This is a genomic window from Brachybacterium sp. AOP25-B2-12 (assembly GCF_052378625.1).
Classification (GTDB): Bacteria; Actinomycetota; Actinomycetes; order Actinomycetales; family Dermabacteraceae; genus Brachybacterium.
On sequence record NZ_JBQSXW010000007.1, the window covers coordinates 1 to 24,020 of the forward strand.

30 protein-coding genes and 1 pseudogene are annotated in these 24,020 nt (G+C 71.9%); 11 read left to right on the forward strand and 20 right to left on the reverse strand.

Translation table 11 applies throughout. The annotated features are described in order from the left end of the window. Window positions 1–138: 138 nt before the first annotated feature. The 3 genes from ACT3TZ_RS06750 to ACT3TZ_RS06760 form a co-directional block, all read right to left on the reverse strand. Complete coding sequence (locus ACT3TZ_RS06750) at window positions 139–1,041, reverse strand: MetQ/NlpA family ABC transporter substrate-binding protein (RefSeq protein ID WP_444582638.1); 903 nt, start codon at window positions 1,039–1,041, stop codon at window positions 139–141. 278 nt (window positions 1,042–1,319) lie between these two features. Further along, a complete protein-coding gene (gene ald / locus ACT3TZ_RS06755) occupies window positions 1,320–2,432 on the reverse strand; it encodes an alanine dehydrogenase (protein ID WP_444582639.1) in 1,113 nt (370 codons plus the stop codon). 63 nt (window positions 2,433–2,495) lie between these two features. Further along, window positions 2,496–3,827 carry an aspartate aminotransferase family protein gene (locus tag ACT3TZ_RS06760; protein ID WP_444582640.1) on the reverse strand — a complete coding sequence of 444 codons (1,332 nt, stop codon included), beginning with the start codon at window positions 3,825–3,827 and terminating at the stop codon, window positions 2,496–2,498. A gap of 85 nt (window positions 3,828–3,912) precedes the next feature. Between ACT3TZ_RS06760 and ACT3TZ_RS06765 the strand changes: the two genes are divergently transcribed. Next, entirely contained in the window at window positions 3,913–4,848 is a 936-nt protein-coding gene (locus ACT3TZ_RS06765) for a LysR substrate-binding domain-containing protein (protein WP_444582641.1), read from the forward strand. 137 nt (window positions 4,849–4,985) lie between these two features. Here the strand turns inward: ACT3TZ_RS06765 and ACT3TZ_RS06770 are convergent, their stop codons facing one another. The 3 genes from ACT3TZ_RS06770 to ACT3TZ_RS06780 all read right to left on the reverse strand — a co-directional run bounded on the left by ACT3TZ_RS06770 (window position 4,986) and on the right by ACT3TZ_RS06780 (window position 7,711). Then, window positions 4,986–6,212 (reverse strand): Dyp-type peroxidase, encoded by a 1,227-nt coding sequence (locus ACT3TZ_RS06770; RefSeq protein ID WP_444582642.1) that lies wholly within the window; start codon window positions 6,210–6,212, stop codon window positions 4,986–4,988. After that, window positions 6,209–6,844, reverse strand: coding sequence for a copper chaperone PCu(A)C (locus tag ACT3TZ_RS06775; RefSeq protein ID WP_444582643.1), 636 nt, complete (start codon window positions 6,842–6,844; stop codon window positions 6,209–6,211). The genes ACT3TZ_RS06770 and ACT3TZ_RS06775 overlap by 4 nt, the downstream gene beginning before the upstream one ends. Window positions 6,845–7,051: 207 nt before the next feature. Then, entirely contained in the window at window positions 7,052–7,711 is a 660-nt protein-coding gene (locus ACT3TZ_RS06780; protein ID WP_444582644.1) for a hypothetical protein, read from the reverse strand. 91 nt (window positions 7,712–7,802) lie between these two features. Here ACT3TZ_RS06780 and ACT3TZ_RS06785 point away from each other — a divergent pair, with 91 nt between their 5' ends. Next, entirely contained in the window at window positions 7,803–8,063 is a 261-nt protein-coding gene (locus ACT3TZ_RS06785; protein ID WP_444582645.1) for a hypothetical protein, read from the forward strand. Between the two features lie 19 nt (window positions 8,064–8,082). Here the strand turns inward: ACT3TZ_RS06785 and ACT3TZ_RS06790 are convergent, their stop codons facing one another. Further along, window positions 8,083–8,361, reverse strand: coding sequence for a putative quinol monooxygenase (locus tag ACT3TZ_RS06790; protein ID WP_444582646.1), 279 nt, complete (start codon window positions 8,359–8,361; stop codon window positions 8,083–8,085). 62 nt (window positions 8,362–8,423) lie between these two features. On the opposite strand from ACT3TZ_RS06790, the gene ACT3TZ_RS06795 reads away from it, so the two are divergent. After that, window positions 8,424–8,804, forward strand: coding sequence for an iron chaperone (locus tag ACT3TZ_RS06795; protein WP_444582647.1), 381 nt, complete (start codon window positions 8,424–8,426; stop codon window positions 8,802–8,804). Window positions 8,805–8,856: 52 nt separating this feature from the next. Here ACT3TZ_RS06795 and ACT3TZ_RS06800 read toward each other — a convergent pair whose 3' ends face one another. Both ACT3TZ_RS06800 and ACT3TZ_RS06805 read right to left on the reverse strand, forming a co-directional pair. Beyond that, entirely contained in the window at window positions 8,857–9,264 is a 408-nt protein-coding gene (locus ACT3TZ_RS06800) for an NUDIX domain-containing protein (RefSeq protein ID WP_444582777.1), read from the reverse strand. 2 nt (window positions 9,265–9,266) lie between these two features. Further along, a complete protein-coding gene (locus ACT3TZ_RS06805; RefSeq protein WP_444582648.1) occupies window positions 9,267–9,536 on the reverse strand; it encodes a DUF1272 domain-containing protein in 270 nt (89 codons plus the stop codon). Between the two features lie 123 nt (window positions 9,537–9,659). Between ACT3TZ_RS06805 and ACT3TZ_RS06810 the strand changes: the two genes are divergently transcribed. Next, on the forward strand, window positions 9,660–10,217 hold the full coding sequence (locus ACT3TZ_RS06810) for a GNAT family N-acetyltransferase (protein WP_444582649.1): 558 nt from the start codon (window positions 9,660–9,662) through the stop codon (window positions 10,215–10,217). A 206-nt stretch (window positions 10,218–10,423) separates the two neighbouring features. Further along, entirely contained in the window at window positions 10,424–10,750 is a 327-nt protein-coding gene (locus ACT3TZ_RS06815) for a MazG nucleotide pyrophosphohydrolase domain-containing protein (RefSeq protein WP_444582650.1), read from the forward strand. Window positions 10,751–10,777: 27 nt separating this feature from the next. Here ACT3TZ_RS06815 and ACT3TZ_RS06820 read toward each other — a convergent pair whose 3' ends face one another. The 3 genes from ACT3TZ_RS06820 to ACT3TZ_RS06830 are packed head-to-tail and all read right to left on the reverse strand — an operon-like array spanning window position 10,778 to window position 13,150. Continuing rightward, a complete protein-coding gene (locus ACT3TZ_RS06820; RefSeq protein WP_444582651.1) occupies window positions 10,778–11,845 on the reverse strand; it encodes a hypothetical protein in 1,068 nt (355 codons plus the stop codon). Then, window positions 11,842–12,207 carry a PadR family transcriptional regulator gene (locus ACT3TZ_RS06825; RefSeq protein ID WP_444582652.1) on the reverse strand — a complete coding sequence of 122 codons (366 nt, stop codon included), beginning with the start codon at window positions 12,205–12,207 and terminating at the stop codon, window positions 11,842–11,844. The genes ACT3TZ_RS06820 and ACT3TZ_RS06825 overlap by 4 nt, the downstream gene beginning before the upstream one ends. A 40-nt stretch (window positions 12,208–12,247) precedes the next feature. After that, on the reverse strand, window positions 12,248–13,150 hold the full coding sequence (locus ACT3TZ_RS06830) for an SDR family oxidoreductase (protein ID WP_444582653.1): 903 nt from the start codon (window positions 13,148–13,150) through the stop codon (window positions 12,248–12,250). Window positions 13,151–13,210: 60 nt separating this feature from the next. On the opposite strand from ACT3TZ_RS06830, the gene ACT3TZ_RS06835 reads away from it, so the two are divergent. Next, window positions 13,211–13,831, forward strand: coding sequence for a putative glycolipid-binding domain-containing protein (locus ACT3TZ_RS06835; RefSeq protein ID WP_444582654.1), 621 nt, complete (start codon window positions 13,211–13,213; stop codon window positions 13,829–13,831). On the opposite strand, the gene ACT3TZ_RS06840 is transcribed toward ACT3TZ_RS06835, so the two are convergent. Genes ACT3TZ_RS06840 through ACT3TZ_RS06850 form a run of 3 tightly spaced genes read right to left on the reverse strand, consistent with a single transcriptional unit; the run spans window position 13,792 to window position 16,352 of the window. Continuing rightward, window positions 13,792–14,412 (reverse strand): GNAT family N-acetyltransferase, encoded by a 621-nt coding sequence (locus ACT3TZ_RS06840; protein ID WP_444582655.1) that lies wholly within the window; start codon window positions 14,410–14,412, stop codon window positions 13,792–13,794. The two genes, ACT3TZ_RS06835 and ACT3TZ_RS06840, sit on opposite strands and share 40 nt — an antisense overlap. Before the next feature lie 45 nt (window positions 14,413–14,457). Next, the gene (locus tag ACT3TZ_RS06845) at window positions 14,458–15,090 is read right to left on the reverse strand and encodes an HAD family hydrolase (protein WP_444582656.1); all 633 of its coding nucleotides are present in this window, start codon (window positions 15,088–15,090) and stop codon (window positions 14,458–14,460) included. Between the two features lie 47 nt (window positions 15,091–15,137). Beyond that, window positions 15,138–16,352, reverse strand: coding sequence for an MFS transporter (locus ACT3TZ_RS06850; RefSeq protein WP_444582657.1), 1,215 nt, complete (start codon window positions 16,350–16,352; stop codon window positions 15,138–15,140). A 229-nt stretch (window positions 16,353–16,581) separates the two neighbouring features. On the opposite strand from ACT3TZ_RS06850, the gene ACT3TZ_RS06855 reads away from it, so the two are divergent. Next, the gene (locus ACT3TZ_RS06855; protein WP_444582658.1) at window positions 16,582–17,415 is read left to right on the forward strand and encodes a hypothetical protein; all 834 of its coding nucleotides are present in this window, start codon (window positions 16,582–16,584) and stop codon (window positions 17,413–17,415) included. A 19-nt stretch (window positions 17,416–17,434) separates the two neighbouring features. Here ACT3TZ_RS06855 and ACT3TZ_RS06860 read toward each other — a convergent pair whose 3' ends face one another. After that, window positions 17,435–18,496 (reverse strand): WXG100 family type VII secretion target, encoded by a 1,062-nt coding sequence (locus ACT3TZ_RS06860; RefSeq protein ID WP_444582659.1) that lies wholly within the window; start codon window positions 18,494–18,496, stop codon window positions 17,435–17,437. 147 nt (window positions 18,497–18,643) lie between these two features. On the opposite strand from ACT3TZ_RS06860, the gene ACT3TZ_RS06865 reads away from it, so the two are divergent. Continuing rightward, on the forward strand, window positions 18,644–19,174 hold the full coding sequence (locus ACT3TZ_RS06865; protein ID WP_444582660.1) for a hypothetical protein: 531 nt from the start codon (window positions 18,644–18,646) through the stop codon (window positions 19,172–19,174). 249 nt (window positions 19,175–19,423) lie between these two features. After that, window positions 19,424–19,900, forward strand: a complete 477-nt coding sequence (locus ACT3TZ_RS06870; protein ID WP_444582661.1) for a hypothetical protein — start codon at window positions 19,424–19,426, stop codon at window positions 19,898–19,900. Window positions 19,901–19,960: 60 nt separating this feature from the next. On the opposite strand, the gene ACT3TZ_RS06875 is transcribed toward ACT3TZ_RS06870, so the two are convergent. After that, window positions 19,961–20,815: a lysostaphin resistance A-like protein gene (locus tag ACT3TZ_RS06875; RefSeq protein WP_444582662.1), complete on the reverse strand. Its 855-nt coding sequence runs from the start codon at window positions 20,813–20,815 to the stop codon at window positions 19,961–19,963. A 47-nt stretch (window positions 20,816–20,862) separates the two neighbouring features. After that, window positions 20,863–21,672 (reverse strand): MerR family transcriptional regulator, encoded by an 810-nt coding sequence (locus tag ACT3TZ_RS06880; RefSeq protein ID WP_444582663.1) that lies wholly within the window; start codon window positions 21,670–21,672, stop codon window positions 20,863–20,865. Window positions 21,673–21,816: 144 nt separating this feature from the next. Here ACT3TZ_RS06880 and ACT3TZ_RS06885 point away from each other — a divergent pair, with 144 nt between their 5' ends. Beyond that, window positions 21,817–22,149, forward strand: coding sequence for a hypothetical protein (locus ACT3TZ_RS06885; RefSeq protein WP_444582664.1), 333 nt, complete (start codon window positions 21,817–21,819; stop codon window positions 22,147–22,149). Window positions 22,150–22,176: 27 nt separating this feature from the next. Here ACT3TZ_RS06885 and ACT3TZ_RS06890 read toward each other — a convergent pair. Both ACT3TZ_RS06890 and ACT3TZ_RS06895 read right to left on the reverse strand, forming a co-directional pair. After that, window positions 22,177–22,575: pseudogene (locus ACT3TZ_RS06890) on the reverse strand (lysostaphin resistance A-like protein); the annotation flags it as partial. Window positions 22,576–22,767: 192 nt separating this feature from the next. Beyond that, a complete protein-coding gene (locus ACT3TZ_RS06895) occupies window positions 22,768–23,094 on the reverse strand; it encodes a hypothetical protein (RefSeq protein WP_444582665.1) in 327 nt (108 codons plus the stop codon). 163 nt (window positions 23,095–23,257) lie between these two features. Between ACT3TZ_RS06895 and ACT3TZ_RS06900 the strand changes: the two genes are divergently transcribed. Then, the gene (locus tag ACT3TZ_RS06900) at window positions 23,258–23,974 is read left to right on the forward strand and encodes a MerR family transcriptional regulator (protein WP_444582666.1); all 717 of its coding nucleotides are present in this window, start codon (window positions 23,258–23,260) and stop codon (window positions 23,972–23,974) included. Window positions 23,975–24,020 lie beyond the last annotated feature (46 nt).

The window sequence follows — 24,020 nt, forward strand, 5'->3', positions numbered from 1 at the left end:
CCGTTTCGCAAGGAGATGACTGCTGGCACCATGAGGTCCCCTTCGGGTCCGGGGCGACGGGTCGCGCCCTCGTGCGGTCGGGGGGGGCCCGGGGGGGCCGGGGCCGCCCCGACGGTGGATCGGATGCAGGTGGTGGGCTCAGCCCTTGGAGGCGCGCAGGTCGTCCTCGAGGCCCGTGAGGACCTCGGTGAGCTTGGCGGGGGTCCAGTCGGTCTTGAACTGGAGGTTGCCCTGGTTCAGCTCGGTGACGGCCTTCTCGACCTCGGGGGAGTGGTAGGCGGCCACGAGCTTGGGCCAGCGCGAGTCGTCCTTGAGCTCCTCGCGGGAGACGAAGGCGTTGATGTAGGGCGCGAGGTCGGGGTTGTCGAGGTCCTCCTTGAAGATGATGAGCTCGTCGCCGAGGCCGCCCTTCTGCGCCTGGGTGTTGTTGACGATCGCCGCCTGCGCGCTGCCGTCCTTCAGGGCCGTGACCGTCTGGTTGGAGTCCACCGGCAGCAGCTCGATCGTGGACTCGGTGATCTGGTCCGGGGTGGACAGGGCGTTGCCGCCGTCCTTGAGGGTCAGCAGGCCGGCCTTCTGGAGGTTCAGCAGGCCGCGCGCGAGGTTGGTGGGGTTGTTGGGGATCGCGATCTTCGCCCCGGCGGGCAGCTCGTCGACCTTCTTGTACGTGTCGGAGTACAGCGCGAGCGGGTACACCGCGGTGGCGCCCACGGGCACCAGGGTGCCGCCGTTGTTGACATTGAACTGCGAGAGGAAGATGAGGTGCTGGAAGAGGTTCACGTCCAGGGTGCCGTCCTGGACGCCCTGGTTCAGCTGGACCCCGTCGCCGATGGTCTGCACCTGGAGGTCGATCCCTCCGTCGGCGAGCTTCTTGCGGAGGATCTCCCAGTGGGGCTCGTTGCCGTCATCGGTCCCGATGACGATGCGGTCCGAGCCGCCGCCATCGGACGAGGAGGACGAGCCGCCGGAGGAGCAGGCGGCGAGGGGGAGGGCGACGCCGGCGAGGAGGGCGGCGGACAGGGCGGTGCGGCGGGTGATCATGGATCAGACAGTGGGGGCGGAGGGGATCCGGCGCCAAGCCCTGTGACGCCATGTGAAAACGTGTGGCTTGGACACGCATAAGCAATGCCGATGGGTCGGCGCCCGGGTCCCGGCGCGGAGCTCTGGCCAAGGACCTCCCCGGCCCGAGCGCCTCGCCGTCCTGGCCGACGTCGACCCGCTGGGAACGGGGGGCGCCCGCGCCTGTCGCCGCGCAGATCACCGCCGAGATCCCCCTGCCGCTGCCCGACGGCTTCGACGACGTCAGAGGTGCCGCCGGCTCAGGCGATCTCCTCCAGGGTCGCGAGCTCGGCCCCGAACGCCGCCGCGACGCCCGCGTGGGTGATGCGACCGGCATGGGTGTTCAGGCCCTTGGCCAGGCCCGTGTCCTCGCGGACGGCGCGCTGCCATCCCTTGTCGGCGAGTGCCACCGCGTAGGGCAGGGTCGCGTTGGTCAGCGCCCGCGTCGACGTCGCGGGGACCGCGCCCGGCATGTTGGCCACGCAGTAGTAGATCGAGTCGTGCACGCGGTACGTGGGGTCGTCGTGGGTGGTGGCGTGCGAGCCCTCGAAGCAGCCGCCCTGGTCGATCGCGATGTCCACGAGCACGGAGCCGGGCTTCATCGTCGAGACCATCTGGTCGGTGACCAGCTTGGGGGCCTGTGCGCCGGGCACGAGCACCGAGCCGATGACGAGGTCCGCGGACGCCAGCTGCTCGGCGATCTCGTAGCGCGTGGACACGCGGGTCTGGATGCGGCCGGCGAAGGTGCGTTCGAGCTGGCGCAGGCGCGGCAGGGACAGGTCGATGACGGTGACGTCGGCGCCCATGCCGACGGCGTTCGCTGCGGCCTGCTCGCCCGCGACCCCGCCGCCGATCACGACGACCTTGGCCGGGGGCGTCCCGGGGACGCCGCCCAGCAGGGTCCCGAGACCGCCCGCGGCGCTCATCAGGTGATACGCGCCGACCTGCACGGACAGGCGCCCGGCGACCTCGCTCATCGGTGACAGCAGCGGCAGCGAGCGGTCCGGCAGCTGCACCGTCTCGTAGGCGATGGCCGTGGTCCCGGCGTCCAGCAGCGCCTCGGTGCACGGCCGGGACGCCGCGAGGTGGAGGTAGGTGAACAGGATCTGGTCGGCCCGCAGCAGCCCGTACTCCGCCGCGATGGGCTCCTTGACCTTGACGATCATGTCGGCCTCGGCCCACACCTGCTCGGCGGTCGGGGCCAGGCGCGCGCCCGCGATCGTGTAGGCGTCGTCGGTGAAGCCGGAGCCGCGCCCCGCGCCGCTCTCGACCAGCACCTCGTGCCCGCGGGCCGCGAGCTCGTGGACGCCCGCGGGGGTGATGGCGACGCGGTTCTCGGTGTTCTTGATCTCGGTGGGGATGCCGATGCGCATAGGGGTGCTTCTCCTCGCGGGGGTGGGGTTGCGATGGGTCTGGGTCTGGGGTGGGCGACGGGGTCAGCCGAGCGTGGCCGAGGCCGCGCCGATCGCCTCGTCGAGGATCTCGACACCGAGCCGGATCTCGGCCTCGGTGCTGGTCAGGGCCGGCGCGATCCGGAAGGTGCCGCCCATGCCCGGCAGCTGCACGACGTTCATGTGCAGGCCCAGGTCCAGGCAGCGGCGGGTGACATCGGCCCCCAGGGCGTCCGAGCCCTCCGTGGTCTCGCGGTCCAGGACCAGCTCGAGGCCCTGCAGGAGGCCGCGTCCGCGGACGTCGCCGACCACGGCGTGCCGCTCCTGGATCTCCAGCAGACCGGCGCGGAGCACCTGGCCGAGCTCGGCGGCCCGCACGTCGAGGCGGTCGCGCTGCAGGACGTCCAGCACGGTGTTGCCGACGGCGGCCACCAGCGGGTCCGAGACGTGCGTGGTGAAGAACAGGAACCCGCGGTCGTGGGCCTCCTGCTCGATCTCGGGGGAGGTGATGACCGCGGCCAGCGGCAGCCCGGCCCCGAGGGTCTTGGACAGGGTGAGGATGTCGGGCACCACGCCGTCGCGCTCGAAGGCGTACCAGGCGCCGGTGCGGCACAGCCCGGTCTGGGCCTCGTCGAGGATCAGCAGCATGCCGCGCTCGCGGCACTTGGCCTGCAGGGCGGCGAGGTAGCCGAGCGGCAGATCGATCACGCCGCCGGAGCTCAGGATCGGCTCGACGATGCAGGCGGCCAAGGCGCCGACGGACTGGGCGTCGATGAGGTCGAAGGAGAAGTCCAGCTGCCGCCGCCAGTCCAGGGCGCCCTCGGCGTCGAGGAAGTCGGGGCGGTACGCGTTGGGCACGGGGATCGCGAAGTTCCCGGCGGAGACCGGGCCGTAGCCCTTGCGGCCCGAGCTGTAGGTCGCGGCGGCCGCGCCCTGGGTCATGCCGTGCCAGGACCGGGCGAACGACACGATCTCGTGCTTGCCGGTGACGAGCTTGGCCATCCGGATCGCGGCCTCGTTGGACTCCGCCCCCGTGGTGAGCAGCAGCGCCGTGTCCAGCGGCGCCGGGAGCGTCTGCGTGAGGCGCCGCGCGAGGTCCACGACGGGCCGCGAGAGCATGCCGCTGAACAGGTGGTCCAGGGTGCCGATCTGGCGGCGGACCGTCGCGACGACGTCCGGGTGGGAGTGGCCCAGGATCGCGCTCATCTGCCCGGAGGTGAAGTCGAGGATCCGGCGACCGCTCTCGGTGTGCAGGAAGCTGCCCTCGGCCCGGTCGATGATCTCCGGGGTGAAGGTGCCGCCGTAGCGGATGAGGTGCTGGTCGACCTCGGCCCACACGTCGGAGGTGGCCGGAAGCTGCGCGGTGGGGGCGGACATGACGCGACCCTACGAGCGCCGCACTGTGCGCGTACAGCACACGATTCCGCATAGCCTGTGCGGATCAGGCGAACAGGAGACGACGATGCTCGACCCGTGGAGACTGCACCTGCTCCATCAGCTGCACCTGCGCGGCACCGTGCGCGCCGTCGCCGAGGTGTGCCGCATGAGCCCGTCCAGCGTCTCGGCGCAGCTGGCCACCCTGGAGCGGGAGACCCGCACCCAGCTGTTCGAGCGCACCGGGCGGCGGATCGCGCTGACGCCGATGGGGGTGATGCTCGCGGTGCGGGCCGAGGAGCTCCTGGACCATCACGCGGCGGTCGAGTCCGAGGTCGCGAACCTGCACGCCGAGCCCACCGGGCCGGTGCGCCTGGCCGCCTTCGCGAGCGCCCTGCGCGCGTTCGTGATCCCGGCGGCGGGGACGATCCGGCGCGACTTTCCCGCGATCGAGCTGGAGATCCTCGAGGCCGAGCCCCATCAGAGCCTGCCGGCCGTCCAGCGCGGGGAGCTGGACCTCGCGGTCTCCGCGGACTTCGGGGACGGTGAGGTGCCGGTCGATGCGGCGCTGCTGGGGCTGCCGCTGTTCGAGGACGAGTTCGTGCTCGTGGCCGCCGCCGATCGCACCGACCTCGGCCCGGGCCTGGCCCTCGCGGACCTCGCCACGGAGCGCTGGGCGCTCGAGGCCTCGGGCACCTACCTCGCCGATCGTGCGGAGCGGCTGTGCCGCATGGCGGGATTCGAGCCACAGGTCACGGGCCGCTTCAGCAGCTATGCGGCACTCCTGCAGCACGTCGAGGCGGGACTGTCGGTCACGATGCTCCCGCAGCTGGCGGTCGCCGATCGTCCCGGCGTGCGGGCCATCACCCTGGCCGATCCGCTGCGGCGCACCGTCCAGATCGTGGCACGTCGCGCGGCGACGACCCGGGCAGCCGTGCGTGCCGTGATCGGCGTGCTGCGGACGGGCGCCACGGAGATGTCGCCGCCGTGGGGCAGTGGTCGGGGGGCGCAGGCGCCTCGATGAGGCAACAGTGGGGGATGAGGTGCGTCGCCCGCCATGAGGCGGTGACACGGGGTGCGGCCTGCGCGACCGGCGACCGTCGCAGACATCGGACTGGCCAGGCGGGGCGCACGGCCGCCCGCGCGCCCCGCCTCCTGCGGTCAGGCCAGGACGTGCTGGCCCACGTGCTCGCCCTCGGCGCAGCCCGGTGGCACGGCGAACACCGCCGAGCCGATCGGCGTCGTCCACTGGTTGAGCAGGTCCAGGTCCGAGAGCCGCTGCTGGATGGGCACGAACTGCCCCAGGACATCGGCCTGGAACGCCACGAAGATCTGCCCGGACTCCGAGACCGTCGGGTCCGATCCCGCCGGCGGCGGGACGTCGTAGTTGTAGGGCCGACGGAAGATCTCCTGGTGCTCGCCGTCGTCGACGCCCCGGGCACGCCGCATGTGCGCGAACTCCGGGATCACCGGGAACCCGTGCGCGGACATGGCGGCGAAGTCGGGGGTGTCCGTCTCCGCGGTGCCCGTCAGCGGCGCGCCCGTGGACAGGGTCGTGCCGGTCGCCTGCTCGCGCGCCGTCCGATCGGCCTCGTCCCAGGTGTCGAGGTCCATCCGGATCCGCCGCACCACCATCGAGGTGCCGCCGGCGAATGCCCCGTCCTCGATCCAGACCACACGGGAGAACCGTTCGCCGCCGGGCCGGGCGTTCGCGCTGCCGTCGAGCTGTCCGAACAGGTTGCGCTGGGTGGTGTCGGGGCGCTGGGTCCCCTGCGCCCGGCGGAAGCCCTGCTGGACCCACCGCACGGTCGTGAACGCCCGGGCGTCCTTGAGCAGCATCCGTGCCGTGTGGGCGACGGTCAGCGGATCGTCCGCGGCGACCTGCAGCAGCAGGTCCCCGTCGCTGAACTCGGGCCGCAGGGCGTCGATCGCGAAGGCGGGCAGGGGCGCGAGCCAGGCGGGCGGAGTGCGCCCGGCCCGCTGGAACAGCCCGGGTCCGAAGCCGAACGTCACGGTCAGGCGTGCGGGATCGCTCGCGAGCTCGGGCTCGGTGTCGGCCAGGGCGGCCTCACCGCTCGTCAGACGGGCGGCGTCGTCGGTGAGCAGGCGCAGCAGACGCAGGACCGCGGCGCGGTCGACCTCGGCGCGCAGGTCGAGGGCGAGGAACGTCGCCGCGGCCTGCGCGGGCGTCTCCACGCCCGCCTGGTGCACGCCGTGGAACGGGACGGCCTCGGCCCCGTGCAGCGCGGGAGGCGCCTCCGTCGGAGGCCCGGATCGTCGCAGTGCGCGGTCGATCCCGGCGCCCGCGGCACCGGCGCCGAGCAGCCCGGCGCCCGCCGTCCCGGCGAGCAGCACCTGGCGGCGGTCGGGACGTCGCGTGCGGCTCACCGTGACGCCTCGGAGTGCGTGTCGTCGCCGGTCGGAGAGGCGTGGCCCTCGCCCGGCGCGTAGTGCTCCTGCGCCCCGGTGAAGTCCTTGACGGTCGCGGTGAACGGGGCCGAGGTGCCGTCGTCGAACTGCAGGGTCACCTCGACCTCGTCCCCGGGAAGCAGAGGTCGGGTGAGCGCCATGAGCATGATGTGGTCGCCGCCGGGCTCGAGCACGTGCTGCCCGCCGGCGGGGATCTCGAAGCCTCCCTCCTTCTCCTTCATGCTCATGCCCCCGGAGCCGTCCGAGGTGGTCTCGTGCAGCTGGACCTCCGAGGAGGCAGGAGTGGACGCCGAGACGAGGGTCAGGTCCCGGCCGGTGCCGTTGACGACGGTGCCGAAGGCGGCGGTCATGCCGGTCTCGGCGGCCTTGACCCAGGGGTCGGTCACGGTGACCTGGCCGGCGGAGGTGCCGGAGTCCGAAGCCGTGGAGTCCGAGGCGGTGGAGGTGCTCGTGGCCCTGTCCGCGGGGCCGCCGGTGCAGGCGGTGAGCGGCAGGGCGAGGGCGGACAGGAGCGCGGCCCGGCGGGTCGGCGTCGCGGGGGAGACAGGGGTGGGGGACGCAGGGGTACGGGACGAGATGGTGCGGGACATGGTGATCCTCTTCGTGTGAGCCCGGCGGCGCCGAGAGGTCGTGGGCGCACAGAGGCGCGCCGCCACGACAGGAGCGCGGGACCGGAGGGGGGCACGTGCCGTGGTCGACGGCGCGTGGTGGGGGGTCTTCGAGCGCCTGAGGCCTGCGTCAGCAGGACGATGCACGACGCCGCAGCGACCTCGAGGTCGCAGCGGTGGGGGCTCGGCTCAGGCGAGGCGCAGGCTCGGAGGACCGCGATGCGGCTGAGGATCGAGGACCGCGCGCTGGGCGCGACGGAGGTCGGTGGGCCGCGGTGGGGGAGCGCACCGGGCGGTCCGGGGGAGGACGACGGGTCCGGGCCCGGCGGCACGACGCCGCAGGCGTCGCGCCGCACGCAGCACGATCCCGAAGCACCGGAACAGCACGGCCTCGCCGTGGTGCAGCAGCAGCGCCGTGATCAGCGCCGCGAGGACGTGCCCGAGGAGCATGGCGGCACCGCCGTGGCCGGCATGGTCGGTCATGGCCGCCGCCGGGAGGCCGCTCGGTGCGGAGGCCGCGACGGCGACGGCGTGGTGGGTGCCATGGCCCAGGTGACCGCCGGGCGGGTCGGTCATCGCGATCGGTGACGCGCTGGCCACGCCCAGGGAGAACAGGCTGTGGAAGAGCACCTGGCCCGTGAGCACGGCTGCGATCATGCGGGGACGGGAGAACCGAGCGCCCGCGAGCACCGTGCAGACGGCGACCGACAGCCACCACGGCAGGGCGAGCCCCAGCCACGAGGGCATCGTTCCGCCGCCGAGGAGGTGACCGCTCAGCGCCACGGCCGAGGTGACGGTCGCCGCGGTCGCGCCGCGGACGGCACGGAGCGATCGGTCACCGGGGGGCACGGGTCCCATTGTGCCCGGTGCGCCGCGTCGGACGTCGTCGCGCGCCGCTCACCATGTGCCCGCGTGTGGCGCACGCCCTGCCGTTCGCGGCGTGAACTCGATCCCGGTGTGCTTCGATGTGCCCATGCGGGGCCGCCATGGCGCTCCCCTGTGGGCGCGAGCCCTCCTGCACGGCGCGATCGTGTCGCTCCTGGGACTGGGCGCGTGGCTGCTCCTGGACGGCTCGCTGACGCTGCCCGGGGTGCTGGCGGCGCTCGCGCTCGGCACCGTCTGGGCCGTCCTCACGGTGGTCGGGGAGCGGTCCTTCGAGAAGGCGAAGCGTCGCCACCGGGACGGCGCGTCCGAGGGGTGACGTCGGCTGGGGTCGCTCCTCAGATCCCCGTGACCTCGTACTCCCGGACGATCCGCGCGGTGGCGCGCCCCCACGCGTTGTCGCGCACCCGGTCCTGATGGCGGCCGAACGCCTCCGCGTCCTCGAACACCTCGTCCACGGCCCACTCCAGCGGGTCCTCGCCGCGCGTGACGGCGAAGGACACGCAGCCGGGTTCTGCGCGGGTGAGCTCGACGTGGCGCGGGAGGAGCTGGGCGACCGTCGCCGCCTCGCGGGCGTCGCGGCAGCGGAGGAGACCGGTGAGGTGGACGGGAGTCATCGCGTCATTGTCCGTGCCGGGACGAGCAGACAGGAGCATCGTCCGGGACTACCGTGCGGACCATGCCGGAGAAGAGCGCACCCGACACGCCTCGCACCATCGACGCCTACCTCGCCGCCGTCGACCCAGCCTTCCGCGCCGAGCTCGAACGGATCCGCGCCCTGGTGCACCGGATCGAGCCGAGTGTCGAGGAGACCATCGCCTATCGCATGCCGACGCTGACGTACGGCGGTCGCGCGCTGGTCCACTTCACGGCGTCGAAGAAGCACCTGAGCTTCATGCCGTCCTCCTGGGCGATCGAGGAGCTGGCCGACCGCCTGGCCGTCTACAGCACCACCGAGCACACCATCCGCTTCACGCCGGAGCACACGCTGCCCGACGATCTGGTCGAGGACCTCGTGCGGATCCATGTGCGGGATATCGACGCGGGGCGGCGGTCGTAGGCCGGGCACCGTGCCGATGGGCTGTTCTGCGACGCGGCTTGTCGGGGCCCGATCACACTGCCCGATCGTTCTTGATGAGGGATGTGAGCAGGGCGCAGTACCGGGGATGCGCCAGGTCGAGGGCGGCGAGCTGATCGGCGGTCGCCCAGCGCAGCTCGTCGTGCTCCTCCGGTGCCAGATTGCGGGGCGCCCCGACCCATCGGGAGATGACCCAGAGGTCGAGGTGCATCGGGTCATCGCCCTCCGAGGTGATCGTGGCGATCGGCGGCCCGCTCATGAATGCCCGCACGCCGATCTCCTCCCGCAGCTCTCGGACCAGGGCGTCGTGAGCGGATTCGCCCAGCTCGACGTGCCCACCCGGTAGGTCCCAGCAGTCGGGATAGTAGGCCCGATCACTCCTGCGATGGGCCACCAGGACGCCGCCGGGTCCCGTCAGCGCTCCGGCGACCACACGATGCATCGTCACGCGGTCCCAGTTGCGGACGTCTCCGCGTACCTCGACCGGCAGTCCGCCGACACCACGCGTCGCGTCCCGGCCGGGCTCTCCCCCAGCAGCGACACCGGTCGCGTGGGCCGTCGCTGCAGGTCACCGCCACAGTTGGGGCATGCCCGTCCCGGGAACCGGTCGACGCAGTCGGTGCACCAGGTGCACTCGAACGTGCAGATGTACGCCTCGGCGCTCGGGGGCAGGTCCCGGTCGCAGCACTCGCAGTTCGGTCGCAGGTCCAGCATGCGGCGAGAGTACAGGGGGGCGAGAACGCCATCGTGCGGTTCCCGGGAGGGCTGAGGTCCTCGCACGTCACCACGGGGGTCGATGCCGCGGATGGGCCTCGGCGTGCGGCAGGCTGGAGCACGATGACCACCATCTGCGACCCCTGGCAGCTCGCTGCGCCCGACGAGCCCGTCGTCCGCCTGGAGCGTATGCCCGCTGACCTCCTGGACCGGCTCGCCGCCGACAGGATCGACCACCCGCTGCCCGCCCCCGTCTCCCCATATCTCGCGGGACCCGAATGCGCGGGGCTCTGGCGGCGACGCAGCAGGCAACTCCGCGAGACCCCGGCCGACACCGACTGGGTCACCCGTCTCATCGTCGACCCCGACCTCCCCGTGGCCGTGGGCGTGGCAGGTTTCCACGGCGCCCCGGATGACACCGGGATGGTGGAGGTCGGCTACCGCGTGGACCCCGCCCATCGCCGCCGCGGCTACGCCCGCAGCGCGCTCAGGACAATGCTGGCCGTCGCCCGCGACCACCCCGTCGTGCGGACCGTCCGCGCGAGCATCAGCCCCGACAACGCCCCGTCCCTGGCGCTGGCCACGGCCCACGGGTTCGTGGCCGTCGGCAGGCAGTGGGACGAGGAGGACGGGTGGGAGATCGTGCATGAGGTCTCGGTCACGTGCCCACAGGGTTCCTGACGCGACGAGGTGACCTGACCTGGTCACCTGTGCGTCGTTCTGCCCAGCAGATTCGCGCAGCCCGTCTCGCCAGCCCGCGGAATCGCCGATCGTCCCGATTCACGGGCGGGCGGCGAGCCCGGGTGAACTGGTCCTGGACGCCGGTGGCGTAGCTGTCGCGGTCGGTGGGGGTGTCCAGGGTGGTCCGCCTCGGTAGCATCGCCAGCGTGCACCTCGACGAGCTCGCGACCCGCATCGACGCCATCTCCGCGCGCTACGCCGAGATCCACGGCGTCCGCCGCTCTCCCGAATGGGCGCTGCTCAAGCTGACCGAGGAGGTGGGCGAGCTGGCGCAGGCCCATCTCACCGCCACCGGGCAGAGCAAGGACAGGGGACTGGACCCCGAGGAGCAGCGGCAGGAGGTCGCCGCGGAGCTCGGCGACGTGATCGGCATGTGCCTGGTGTTCGCGCGCCAGGCCGGGATCGACGTCGAGGCGGCGGTGGCCGAGAAATGGTTGCCCCATGAGCGACCGCCGGGTGACGCGGTGCGGTGAGCCGGTCGACGGCAACACCCGCGCCCCTCATCGACGGTGCCGCACGACCTCCCGCCACGCCAGCAGCGCCGCGAGCGTGGTCAGCGCGGCCCATGCCGCGCCCCAGCCGTTCAGCGCCCCGGCATCTGCCGACGACCAGACCGCGAAGCCGATCACCCCGAGCGCGACGGCGGTCGCCCACCAGGCCGTCCTTCGGCTGCTGACCAGGGGATCCGTGCCGAACGACGCGGCGTACGCGACCGGTGCGCCGAACTCCTCGCGCAGGGGCCTGCCCGCCTCGCGGGCGTGCACGAAGGCCTCGGCCTGGATGGAACCGACCCGGGCATCGGACACATCGCCCCGCCGACGCAGGGCCTGCCCGAGGTCGCGAAGCCAGGCCTCGTCGTCGTCGCGGGGAGCCCCTCGGGCGCTGTCCGCCGGGGCCGCGGATGCCGGAAGCTCGGGCCACACCCGCGCCACGATCCAGCAGAGCACGCCCCACAGCACGGCCGTGCCGAGGACGCCGAGCACCGTCGTCCCCACGAGGGGGACCCCGTTGCCCACCGCGAACACCCCCACGCACGCGAGGGAGACGACGGCGAGCGTGCCCGCGGCGGCGATCACGCCCGCCGTCTGCGAGCGCCGCGCCCGTACCGCCTCGAAGGCGACGCCCACGGCGCGCGTCGCGACGGCGAGGGCCAGCGGGGCGAGCGCCTGGGCCAGGGTCAGCTGCTGATCCCAGGCCCGGCTGATCAGGAACACGATCGCGAACAGGACGGCGAAGACGCATCCGATGAGGAGGGATTCGATGACGACGTCCCGCGCCGTGTACCGGTGGGGTGACTTCACGGCGATGCCCTGCTCGCGCCAGCTCTCCTGCTGGTGGCGCACCCAGTCCGTCGGATCCCCGTAGAGCTCGGTCGGCGAGGCGCCGCTGCGCTCGACCTCGGAGGCGGCGTCGGTGATCGCCTCGGCGACCCGGGGCGGATCCACGTCGTCCAGCAGCAGGATGCCCGCCGCGCGCTCGGCCCAGTCGCGGTCGTCGCCGGAGGTGGTGGGGTGGGCGGTGGCCAGGCGGAACACCGCCGTGTCCACAGGGTTGCGGAGGTCGGTCATCGATCGTCCTTCCCGTGCGGGTCAGGGTGCGCGCCGGCGGGTGCGGCGTCCAGGGCGGCCGTCAGGCGCGCCCAGTCGCGACGCTCGTCGTGCAGCCGCGCACGGCCGTGGTCGGTGAGGTGGTAGGTGCGACGCCCCGGGCCGGCGTCGCCCGCGGACCAGGTGGCCTGAAGGGCGCCGTCCTGCTCGAGGGCGGACAGCAGCGGGTACAGCGAACCGCCCTTGGGTCTGCCGAATCCCCGTGCAGCGAGGCGCGTCGCGATGCCGTAGCCGTGGAGGTCCTCGTGCTCGAGGCAGGCCAGCACGGCCGTGCCCAGGGCGGCACGGGTCCACGCGGGCGGCCACAGCGGGTGCTCGGACATGCGCCTCAGTACACCGTGTATCTAGGTAGGCGGTCAACCTCTACCGGAGGGAGATCCAGGACGGACCCCGCAGATCCCGCCAGCCGAACCCGCCGGGATCAGGCAGCGCGGCGCGGATCTGCTGCTCGGTGAACCTCAGCCGCGGGAGCAGATCCTCCGGGAGCCGGCTCGCGGGACCGGTGGCCTGCGTGACCCCCTCGGCGAGCATGCGCACCTGCGAGGCCGCCACGAGCGGCACCTTCATCGTCCACTCGGGCACGTGCCCGAGCGCGCGGTGGAACGCGACCGGGGCGGGGACCACGTGGATCCGACGTCCCAGCACGTGGGCGACGCGCCGCACGGCCTCACTCAGCATGAGGGTCTCGGCGCCGTGCACGTCCACGGTGCTGCGGGCCAGGCGCTCGCCGAGGGCGGCATCGAGCACATCCACGAGCTCGGCGACGGGGATCGGGGCGATCGGCTTCTCGCGCAGGCCCACCGAGGCGAACAGGGGCATGGTCTGCACCGTGCGGCTGAGGTGGTCCACCAGGTGGTCGCCGCGCCCGTAGATCATCCCGGCCTTGAGGATCGTGTAGTCCAGGCCCGAGGCGCGCACCATCTCCTCGGCCACCCACTTCGAGGAGTGGTACGGGGATCCGGTGCCGGGCCGGGCGCGCAGGAAGCTCAGCAGCACCGCCTTGCGCACCCCTGCCCGGCGGGCTGCCTCGAGCACCGCGGCGGTGCCGCGCACGTGGACCCGTTCGTACGTCTGGTCCCCGATCTCGCGGTTGATCCCGGCGCAGTGCGCGACCGCGTCGACGCCTGCGAAGGCGTTGGTCAGAGCATCGACATCATCGATCTCGACCCCGGTGCGACGGGAGAGGGCGCGGGCGTCCGCGGGGGAGCGGCGGGCGGCGAGGTGGCGCCCGACGAACCCGGTGCCGCCGGTGATCGCGATGGTCATGGGCTCAGTGTGCGCCGCCGACGACGGCATGGGACCCCGTCCGGGTGGAAGACTCGGGCCATGAGGACGCGACGGTACGAGTGGAGCGGAGTGGACGATCCCTCGCGCACCGACGTCGTGCAGGTGTCGTTCGAGACGAGCGGCATGCGGGCCTCCGGCTCCTCCGTCACGGAGACGTACACGACGGGCTGGACCCTCGACGTCGACGAGCACTGGCGCACCTGCCGCATCGACGTGGTGGCGTCCGGGAGGGACTGGTCCCGACACCTCGGCCTGGCCCGTTCCTCGGCAGGGGAGTGGACGTCGGAGGCGACCGCCCTCGGCCGGTCCGGCCGGTCCGACCGGTCCGGCCTGGACGCGCCGGGCATCGTCCCGGGCACGGATCTCGACGGCGCCCTGGACTGCGACCTGGGGCTGTGCCCGCTCACCAACGTCATGCCCATCCGGCGTCTGGGCCTCCTGGCCGGGTCGGTGCCGGACACGCCGCTGGTGATGGCGTGGATCGACGTGCCGTCCTTGCGCGTGCTGCGCAGCGACCAGGTCTACGGCAGCGGATCCGCGCCCGGACTGGTCCGCTACACGAGCCACAGCCGGGACGTGCGCACCGAGCTCGAGGTCGATGACGACGGGGTGGTCGTGGACTATCCGGGGCTGGCGCGGCGGGTGCACGACCCGTCCTGAGGCTCGTCACGGTCCTCGAGGTCCGTGACGCCGCTCCGCCACGTCGGGAGATCGTCGAACCGCACCGGCGTGATCGTCCCGGACTCCCAGTCCCGGCGCAGGACCGCGTAGTTCACCGCGTCCATCGGCTCCGCGCCCGTGACCGGCCACGCCTCACGGTGGTGCGCCTCCTTGACCCAGCCGCACGCGGTGAGCACCCGGCGCATCGCGAGGTTGTCCTCCCGGGTGCAGCCTTCGAATCGGCGCACCGGGAACTGGGTGAACACCTGGTCGGTGAGCGCCCGCAGCGCGAGGCGGCCGATCCCGCGGCCGCGATGACCTTCGCCGAGACGGAGGTCGAACAGCGGCGTCTCGTCCGGGACCACGTCGACGCCGATGTCGTCCAGGCGTGCGATCCCGACCCGCTCGCCCTGGTCCGTGCGGACCCACCAGGCGTGCGTCCATCCCTCGCCGTCGAGCCGGTCGAGGACCTCGGAGGCCGTCGGCGTCCCGCCGCTGTGGAAGGGGAAGGCGTTGTGGGTCAGGAAGGCGACGACGGCATCACGGTGCGCCACGGGATCCAGGGGCTCGAGGGTGACCACGGGACGACGATACAGCCCGAGGGGCGGTACCTCGGCCGCAGCGGTTCAGGCGTCGTACGCCGCCACCTGCGCCAGCACGTCCCGTGTGGTGGGCGCGGAGACCGTGGGTGGCGTGCCGCCCGGCCATACCGTGCCCTGGGAGACCCAGCCGGTGAGGCATCCGGCGCGCCAGCCCCCGCCGATGTCGTTGATCGCGTGGTCCCCGATCATCCAGGCGGTCGCCGCACCGTCCATCGCCACGCGGAAGATCTCCGGGTCCGGCTTCTTCGCGCCGACGGCCTCGGAGATCACCACGCGATCCACGACCTCCGTGAGTCCGGCGTGGTGGAGCTTGCGGGACTGCTGATCGACGGTGCCGTTGGTGAGGATCACGAGCTCATCGCCGGCCGCCCGCCGATCGGACAGCGCATCGAGCACCCCGTCGTAGCACCGGATGAACGGGAGGTGCCCTCGCAGCAGATCGTGGACGAGGGCCTCCCGGGGGCTCGGGAGACGGAGCCGGTCCCGGAGCCCGTCCGCGAGGTCGACGCGGGGCGCGTATCCGTGGTCGTCCAGGTCCAGGAGCCACGCGAGGTCGTCCGCATCCCCGTCGACCTGGTCCACGAGGTCTCGCGCCCAGCGCTCGAAGGCACCGTCCCGGTCGACCAGGGTGTTGTCGAGATCCAGGAGGAGGAGCATCCGGTCACTGTAGGTCCGCGCCTGATCGGCACCGGGCCGACGACGGTTCAGGAAGGCCGACGATCCGTGGACCGTACGTCCCGGACCTGCGCCGACAGCAGCGGTGCGAGCCCTGCGAGGAGCACCACCGCCCCTCCGATGATCGCGAGCGGGCGCGTGCCCCACGCCAGGATGAGCACGGGGGCCAGCAGCTGCCCCAGCGGCACCGAGGCGAAGGAGCCGAGCATGTCGTAGCTCGCGACCCGGGACTGCGCACGGGCGGGGATCTCCCGCTGCAGGGTCGACTCCCACAGGATCCCCTCGATCGCGGCGCCGATGCCCGCAAGGAACGCCACCGCGACGAGCACCGGCAGCTGCAGGGCAGCACCGAGGGCGAGGAAGCTCAGCGCGAGCGGGATCACCGCCAGCTGGCCCCACACGAGGGGGCGGCTCGGCGTCCAGCGGTAGGCGAGGACGCCGCCCAGCATCAGGCCGCCCGCACGGACCCCCAGCACGATGCCCCACCCTGCGGCACCGATCGTGCCCTCGGCGATCACGGGGCCCGCGACCAGCCACACAGCCGCGAGCGCGAGGTTCACGACGAAGAACGCCACCGAGATCGTCCACAGCCAGCGGCGGGAGGCGAACTCCCGCCAACCGTCGCGGAGATCGCCCAGGATGCTGCCCGACGCCTCGACCTCGGCGGTGGACCGGATCGTGGCCAGCAGCAGCGCGGCGATCGCGAGGCACACGGCGTCCACCAGCAGCGCCCACTGGGCCCCGGAGACGGCCACGAGCACGCCGGCCACGCTCGGGCCCAGCAGCCGGAACGCATTGCGGGACGTCGCGCGTGCCGAGGCGGCGCGCTGCAGCGCCTCCTGGGGGACGAGCTCGGTGACCACGCCGCGCAGCGCCGGACCTGTCATCGCGGAGGAGGCGCCGCTGAGGGCGGAGATCACCAGCAGGGCACCGAGCGGGGCGTCACCCCGGAAGAACCACACCGCGGTGGCCAGCTGCGTCACCGCCGAGAACGCGTGGGTCGCCACGAGCAGGCGGCTGCGCGGGATGCGGTCCGCGACGACGCCGCCGACCAGCAGGAACACGAGCATGGGGATGCTGTGGGCGGCCAGGACCGCGCCCAGGGCTCCCGGGTCCCCGGTCGCCTCGAGCACGCCGAAGGCGAGCGCCACGGGCGTCATGGAGCTGCCCAGCCACGACAGGCTCTGGGCGGTGAAGAAGCGGGTGAAGGAGGGGGTCCAGGGGGAGGCGGGGGAGCCTGGCATCCGGCGATCGTAGTGGTACGAGAGCGAAACCGACCGATGGCCCGCGTCGGTGAGGATCGGGACGCCGAAGGCCAAGGGTGAGCTCACACGGGGCAGCGGTAGCTCCTCGAGCGTGCTGACGCTGTGCGCGAGCGGACCCTCGCCTGCATCGAACCGCTACCGGCAGCCCGCTGACCTCTCGGAACGCCGGATAGACTTCGCGACACCACCCCGATCCAGGAGCGTGCACATGGACGACGTCACGATCACCAAGGACGAGAGGGCGATGCTCGCTGCGGCGGCGCTCGCCAGCGACCTCTCGGAGACCCCCCGCCTGCTCGTCACCATCACCGATGAGGAGCTGCTCGCGCTCGCCGGGCCGGAGGAGGACGAGGCCGCGCTCCCCTGGACGGACGCGCTGCGCACACGCCTCCCCGAGTACACGGTCGAGGACGCCGTCCAGACCGGGTCCCGCATCCTGCTCGCGCGCGGCATGGTCGCGCCGGAGGCGGTGCTCGCCCGGCTCGAAGAACGTTCGGTCATCGGCGACCCCGAGACCGTCCGTCCGAGCCTGTTGCTGACCGGGGTCGTCGCGAGGCGCGCTTTGTCACCGCGTCGGGTGAGTCTGCGTCCGGAACAGCCCGAGGGCGCACGATTCGTCGTCCTCCACGTCGACGCCGATGGATCGGTGCTCCAGGAACAGGTCTCGGAGAACGGTCTCCACCATTTCCTCATGCAGGACACCGCCTCGGCGCGCCGCACCATCTCCGGCCTGCTCGATCCCCCGGACGAGGCCGCCGGACTCTCGGCAGATCCGGCGGAGGCACGCGTGGTGACCGGCCGCTGGGGGGAGGTCCGTGAGCGCCTCGACGTCGACGACTCCGCCCTGCTGGTGAGGATCGACGTCCACGATCGACCGCTCAGGGCTCAGGAGACCCTGTGGTGGCTCCGCCAAGGGTCCTCGGTGCACGCCCTGCGAGGAGCCTCGGAGGGCGGCCGGGCATCGCTCGAGCACGACGACCTCGAAGTCGCCTCCTTGGGCGCGGGCGAGAGGGAGGATCTGCTGGCCGAGCTGCTGGGCTGAGCGACCGAACGGGCGCCGGTCACCAAGGCATCTTGTCGCGGATCCAGTCGTTCGCCTCTCCGGCGAAGCCCTCGAGCCCCTCCTGCACGCCGGAGGGGATGACGTTCTCCACGAGGATCTGGGAGGAGTCGATGACCGGGTCGATGATCGGCACCGCGTCACGGATCGTGCTCGAGCCCCATCCGAAGCCGTCCTCGGCGAAGCCCGTCACCGCGTCGGTGGTGTCGGAGACGATGCTGTTGCCGGTGACCTGTTCGATCGCCCAGCCTGGCGCCTCGACGATGAAGCGGCTCGCAGAGCCCTCCCCGGGCCCGCCCGCGATGGCTGATGCCTGTGCGAGAGCCGTCAGCGAGGACCAGCCCAGGTCGAGTCCCCCGGTCACGGCCCCCAGTGCTTCGCCGACGACCTTCACCTGCGGCACGGGGACCATCGACAGGATGCCTGCCGGGACGTCCAGGTAGTTGATGCCCGCTGTCACGAGACCATCGACCGTGCCGAAGGGGTCTCCGTCCTGGAAGGACTGCGCGGCGTCATACAGGCCGATGCCGATGCTCGCCACGTCGACTGCGAGCCCCAGTCCGGCCGCCACTCCGGTGGGTTCGGGCACGAGCCCTGCGATGTCGCCGGCGATCGATACGCCGCTCCAGCCCAGGTTGCCCCAGTACCCGGATTCCGGCCCTCCCAGCAGGTCGCCGAAGAAGCCGTCGCTCTCCTTCGCCTCGTACTCGTCGAGCCAGTCCTGGAGGGCGTCCCACGGGGAGGTGGGGCCGCCGTCCTGGCCACCAGGGCCGCCGCGGTCGCCTCCGGATCCGGCGCCGTCCTCACTGCACCGATCCTGTTCGTCGGCGTCCTGGTCGAGCTGCAAGGCCTTCTGGTCGAGCAGGTCGCAGGCATGGCGCGCGGCGGACACAGCGTCCGCGGACCACGCCCGCCGGAACTCCTCGGCATCCGGGCCGGTCCATGCGGCGCCATGGACCGCGCCGTCGAGGGTGGTGAGGAGATCCTCGATACGCTGGCCTCCGCGCCGGGTGGATGCCGCCTGCTCGCGCAGCTGCTCGGTGTCGGCTCCCTGGAAGCTCATCGTGGTTCCCCTCTCGGTCCCGGCGGGTCGGCCCTGCCTGCGACCGATCGTAGAGGTGCACGGTCACCTGAACGATGGGGAGAACTCCCCCTCCCGCGGTGCCTAGGATGTTCCTGCTCCATTCGACGCCTGCGCCGGAGGCTCCCCGTGACACCATCACCACCCGCCGCGGCCGACCCCTGGCGCGTCGTGCTCTATCGCGCCGGGCCCGGGCTCCTCTACCGGGTCGTCGTCGGGTTCATGCTCGCCGTGCTCCTCGCGGCGATGGTCGGTGCGATCGCCCTGGCGCTCCTCGTGCCTGCCCGGCCGCACTGGCTGCTCGCGATCGTGTGCCTGGTCATGCTGATGGTGCTCGGCGCGGCGATCGCCGGGCTCCTGCGACCGGCGTTCATGGTCACCGCCGCGGGGATCGTGGATCGCACCTACCTCGGGACCCGGCGGATCCCGTGGCCGGAGGTCTCGGTGATCGAGATCGACCCCGCCCTCATGAACCGTGGCGCGACGGTCGTGGTGCGACGGGACGGCAGCCGCGTGCGCAGCGCGATCACCGGCTCCCGTTTCGCCGTGTACCGCGGCGAGTCCCCCATGGACCACGGCCAGGACCTCCGGCAGCCGGCGCGTCCGACCCGCGCCGCGATCGACGCACACCGCCGCTGGTTGCGGGGCGACCTGCGCTGAGAGGCGCGGGCGCGGCGATGTCGCCATCGTTCACGCGGCGAGGTCGGCAACCTTGACTTCATCCGCTGACGTCCAGGACCGCTGCCACGGGGCCCCCGGACCCCTGCGTGCGGACCGAGCAGGGAGGCCGCACGCGGTGGGAATCCCGTAGGACCACCGTCGTCGAACGCGTGCAACCCACGCGAGGTCGTCGAGGCATCGCGACGGTCACATGTTCAGAACGAGAACGTCTGGTTGACGGTGCTGTGGGTGGTCGATGGGGCAGTGTTTCTGCTGCTGGGATCCATCACGTTCCTGCTCCTGCTGCTTCCGATCGGCCTGGACTCGATCGCCCTGGAGCTGCTGAGGGTCGCGGCCAATGCCGTCCTGATCCCCATCGCCCCCGTCCAGGGGCGTCGTCGACAGGTCCTGGACTTCGACCGCGGCACCCTTGCTCTCGACGGTCACCTGGATCCGGCCGCCGCGTTCCTCGCGGGAGGGGACACGGTGCGGCACCCTCCGGAGCACGCACGGATGCTCAGGCTGCGTTTCGCGACCGGCACCATCGAGCTGCAGGTGAGGGGGTTTCGGTCCACCACCACGTCTCGTGAGCGGGACCCGACCCTGATGCCCTTCGTGGTCCGGAGTTCGCAGCTGCCGCCGAGCCACCGCTCTGTCGCAGGCGATGGAATCGGCACGTGCCGCGAGCTGATCGGCCGGCAGGACGTGGCGCAGCTGCTGAGCTGAAGTCCCGGTCCTGACCGGGGGCGACGGTGCTCAGCGCGGTCCCGGCGGCCGAGAGGCCGATCAGCCGGTCTTCCGCGTCGAGGTCGTCACCGTGTCCTGTCGCCGTCGTACGCCGAGGAGGATGGCGGTGGTCGCAACGGCTGTCGGCACCAGGGTCAGAATGATGGTCGGCTCGATCGTCGGTGTCCCCAGGTCGGTGTGCAGGGCCTGGGCGTACAACTGGCTGAGGACGTTGTTGAGGGCGTGCAGGAGGATCGCGACCTCCAGCCCACCGGTGCGCCACGTGACGAGGGCGGCGCCCACGGCGAGGCCACCTTGGGAGAGGGCGAGCCAGGGGCTCGTCGGCGGATGCGCCGCCATGAACAGCACGGTCGACACCACGATGCCGGTGATCAGCGAGGCCCGGGGGCCGTGGGCCCAGTTCGCAGCGGCGCGGAGCACGAGGCCTCGGAAGCCGATCTCCTCCGCGGCGGCCTGCAGGGGGGTCAGCAGGAGAGTGACGGTGATCAGGCCGACCAGCTCGGCCGACGACCAGCTGGTGATCTCAGCGGGTGTGATCAGCGCGAGCACGGCCATCGTCGCGACCGACACCGGCCCGATGAGGAGCAGCCAACGGCCGATCAGGTCGAACCGCAGACGGAACGACACCGAGACCAGGGACCTTCCACGCACACCGTAGAGCCATCGCTGGACAAGGAACACCCACGGGATCAGCAGCGCGATGCCGAGGGTGTTCGAGGCATGGAACACCACGGTGTGGTCGTGTCCTCCGATCGCGGGACTGCGGTGTCCCAGGGCGAGATCGAGCTGTGCGCCCGCCCAGCTCACGGCGCCGCCGATCCCGAAGAGGCCCACGAACACCAGCAAGATCGCGAGCAGTCCGCGGCCTATCTGTCGGGTGGGCCGCGACAACACGCGGTGATACTCGGTGCTGGTGGTCGGTCCCGTGGGATCTGCTCGGTTCACGGCGTCGGCTCCTGTCCCATCGAGTCGGACCTCTCCGGCGTCGGCGAGCCAGGGAGATCGCACGCTCCCCGGTGCTGACGAGGGTCGTGCTCGAGGGAGAGCGCCCGGGAGATCACCTCCAATTGGGCTGGGCTGTAGTACTCGCTCAGCAATCGACCGATCGCGGCGGCCGCACGCCCTTCAGCGCCACGACCCCCGTCGACCACCTGATCCGGCAGGGCGTGCTCGCTCTGCGCTCGCCGGATGTGCGGGGCCATGCGGCGCGCGAGGTCGTCGATCGTCTCCGCGTCCGCATCCACCGGAAGTCGCGCGAACTCCGCATCGATCGGGGACGGCTCGATCCGAGCCGATCGCAACGCGATCCTCGCCCCCTGCGTGAAGTGTCTGGACATGAGCAACGGCATCGTCGCCTCGAGGTCGGTGTGCTCTGTACCCGAGCCGATGGGGCGCCCCGTGTCGTGTTCGGCGTCCCGCGCCGCCACGAGGTCGTCACGGATCCCCTCGAGGCGTCGTATCGAGCTGTCGACGACGGCGATGAGATCGCTCGTCTCGTACAGAGCGGGATCCCCTTCCTCGAAGGCGGCGCTGATGCGGGCGACGGGCAGGCCGGCCTCCCGCATCCGCAGGATCTGAAGCAGTCGTATCGCGTGCTCCGGTCCGTAGGCCTTGTACCCGTTGGACCGGCGGCGCGGCTCCGGGAGCACTCCGACGCGATGGTAGTGACGGATGGTCTTGACGGTGGTCTCGGTCATCTCGGCGAGCTGGCGAGTGCTCCAGCCCCTGCGGAGGTCGTCTCCCTGGTCCATTCCCGCAGTGAACACCGTGCCCGAGGGGCACGGTCAACGCGGGCCCCTGCGCTTCCGGCGTGGCGTCGACAGTGCAGACGTGGGAAGGGCGCATGCGGGCATCGAGGTCGGGCGGAGCGATTCGATCGCTGAGAACCCCGCCGCATGGCCACCGAGATCGTTGCGGTGGGCACCGACGCCGACCTCCCACCCGTCGAGGGACTGCAGCCGCTCGCGGCGATGCCCTTCGGTCAATTGCTCGTGCCGGTGAGCTTGTGGAATCTGGCGGTGGGAACCACCGCCGCGACCGCTGGTGTCGGCATCGTCTTGCTCGGAAGCGGTGCCATGGTCGTCGACACGGCCGACGTTCCGGTACTCGGTGTGTTCCGGGAGCGACCGGGGCTCCGGCCTACGCATCTGTGGTTGCCAGTGATGTCGGTCGCGCTCGTGCATGGAGCCACGTCTGCACGAGACGGACGGTATGGGACGGGGCCGTGACCCCGTCACGTGCTGTCGCCCAGACGCTCACGCCGCCCGCGCATGCCGCCGCGTCTCGAGGTGCCACACGATCGCGACCGCAACGGACTGCGCGACGAGGAATACCAGCATGTACGGTCCGCCCGCTCCGGCACTGCGATCCTGGGCTATCCCGCCGCCCTCGGCGAAGAGCGCGCCGATCCCCATGGCGAACACGTTGTTCATGACGTGGAAGGCGATCGAGGCCTCGAGGCCACGGCTGAGCATCACCATCAGCGCTGCGCTCGCACCCAGCCCCAGGTAGTTCACGATCATCCACGGATCCAGGCTGGTGTGCACCGCGGCGAACAGCACGGTCGAACCACTGATGCCCAGGGCCAGCCCAGGCGCCGTCGAATGCACCCAGGACGCGTACGACGCGGTCAGGACGCCTCGGAATGCGATCTCCTCGGCTGCCGCGCTGCAGCGGAACGGTCAGGACGACCACGGCCAGCAGCGCGACGGTGGTCCCTGAGACGGCGAACAGCGACAGCGGCGACGGGGAGATCATCTGGATCACGATGTTCGTGAGCACCATGAGTCCCGCGAAGAGCCCGCCGTACCGCGCGAGACGACCCCACCGGAACGTCCTCCCGACGCTCAGTGCGGATCGCCACGGAACCCGCGCGAGCCTCGCCAGGAGGAGCAGGGACAGGGGGCCACGAGCACGATCGCGACGTTCGTCGCAAGGTAGGTGAGCGGCGTGAGCGACCCGTCGGCGGGGTCCTTGTTCACGAGGCCGACCTCGAGAAGCACGGCGACGTACACCAGCAGCAGCTGGAGGGTGGAGATCGCGACGACCACGACGATCGTGAGGACCACGGGCATCCACCAGCGCATCGAGAGGTGCGCGCCGAAGGGCTTCGCAGTGTCGACGGGCACCTCTCGCGGAGCTCCGGGAAGGACGGGAACGGACTGTGGACTCATGGCGGACTCCTCTGGGATGCTGCGCAGATGGCCTGCGGGTGCTGGACGACCCCACGACACGGTGTGCCTCGGGAGCACGGTCAAGGGCTGCAGGCTTCCCCGCGGTGCCTCGTCGCTGTGAGGATGGGGCGATGTCCTGCATCGGCCCCCAGGCGTGTCCGTGATGGCCTGGAGCACTCGACGCCTCGCGGAGCTCGCAGGCACCACGGTCAAGACCGTCCGCCACTACCACGCGATCGGTCTGCTCACCGAGCCCGAGCGCGCGGACAACGGATACAAGGAGTACGGCACCGCGCATCTCGTGCGCCTGTTGCAGATCCGGAGGCTCCGGGACCTCGGGATGGGACTCGCGGAGATCGCGGCCACGCACGACCCCGAGACCTTCCGGGCGAGCATCCAGGCGCTGGACGACCAGCTCCGCGAGTCGATCGAGCACCAGCAGGCCGTCCGCACCGATCTCGCCGAGCTGCTGGGGCACGGCACTGGCCCCGACGTGCCAGCCGGATTCGAGGACCTCGCGCCACGCCTGTCCGAAGCGGACAGGTCGATCATCCCGATCATCGCCCTGTACCTCGATGGTCGCGGGATGCGCGACCTCCGGGACATCACCGCGGACCACGGCGGTGCCGACATCGGTTTCGAGGACCTCGCAGCCGATGCTGAGGAGCAGACGGTCCAGGCCGTCGCGCTCAGGCTCTCGCGGATCCTGCGCATCATCCGCGATCAGTACCCGGGGCATCAGCCGCACCCGCCCCGAGCCCGGGTGCGCGAGATGATGCAGGTCTTCGAACGCTCCCTCACGGAGCTCTACAACCCGGCCCAGGTCCGCGTGCTCCGTGAGGCGGACCGCCTCGCGCGGTCCGATAGCTTCCCCGGCTGACCACGTATGCGGTCCCGGGAGCGGTCGACATCTCGCGCGCCGTGAC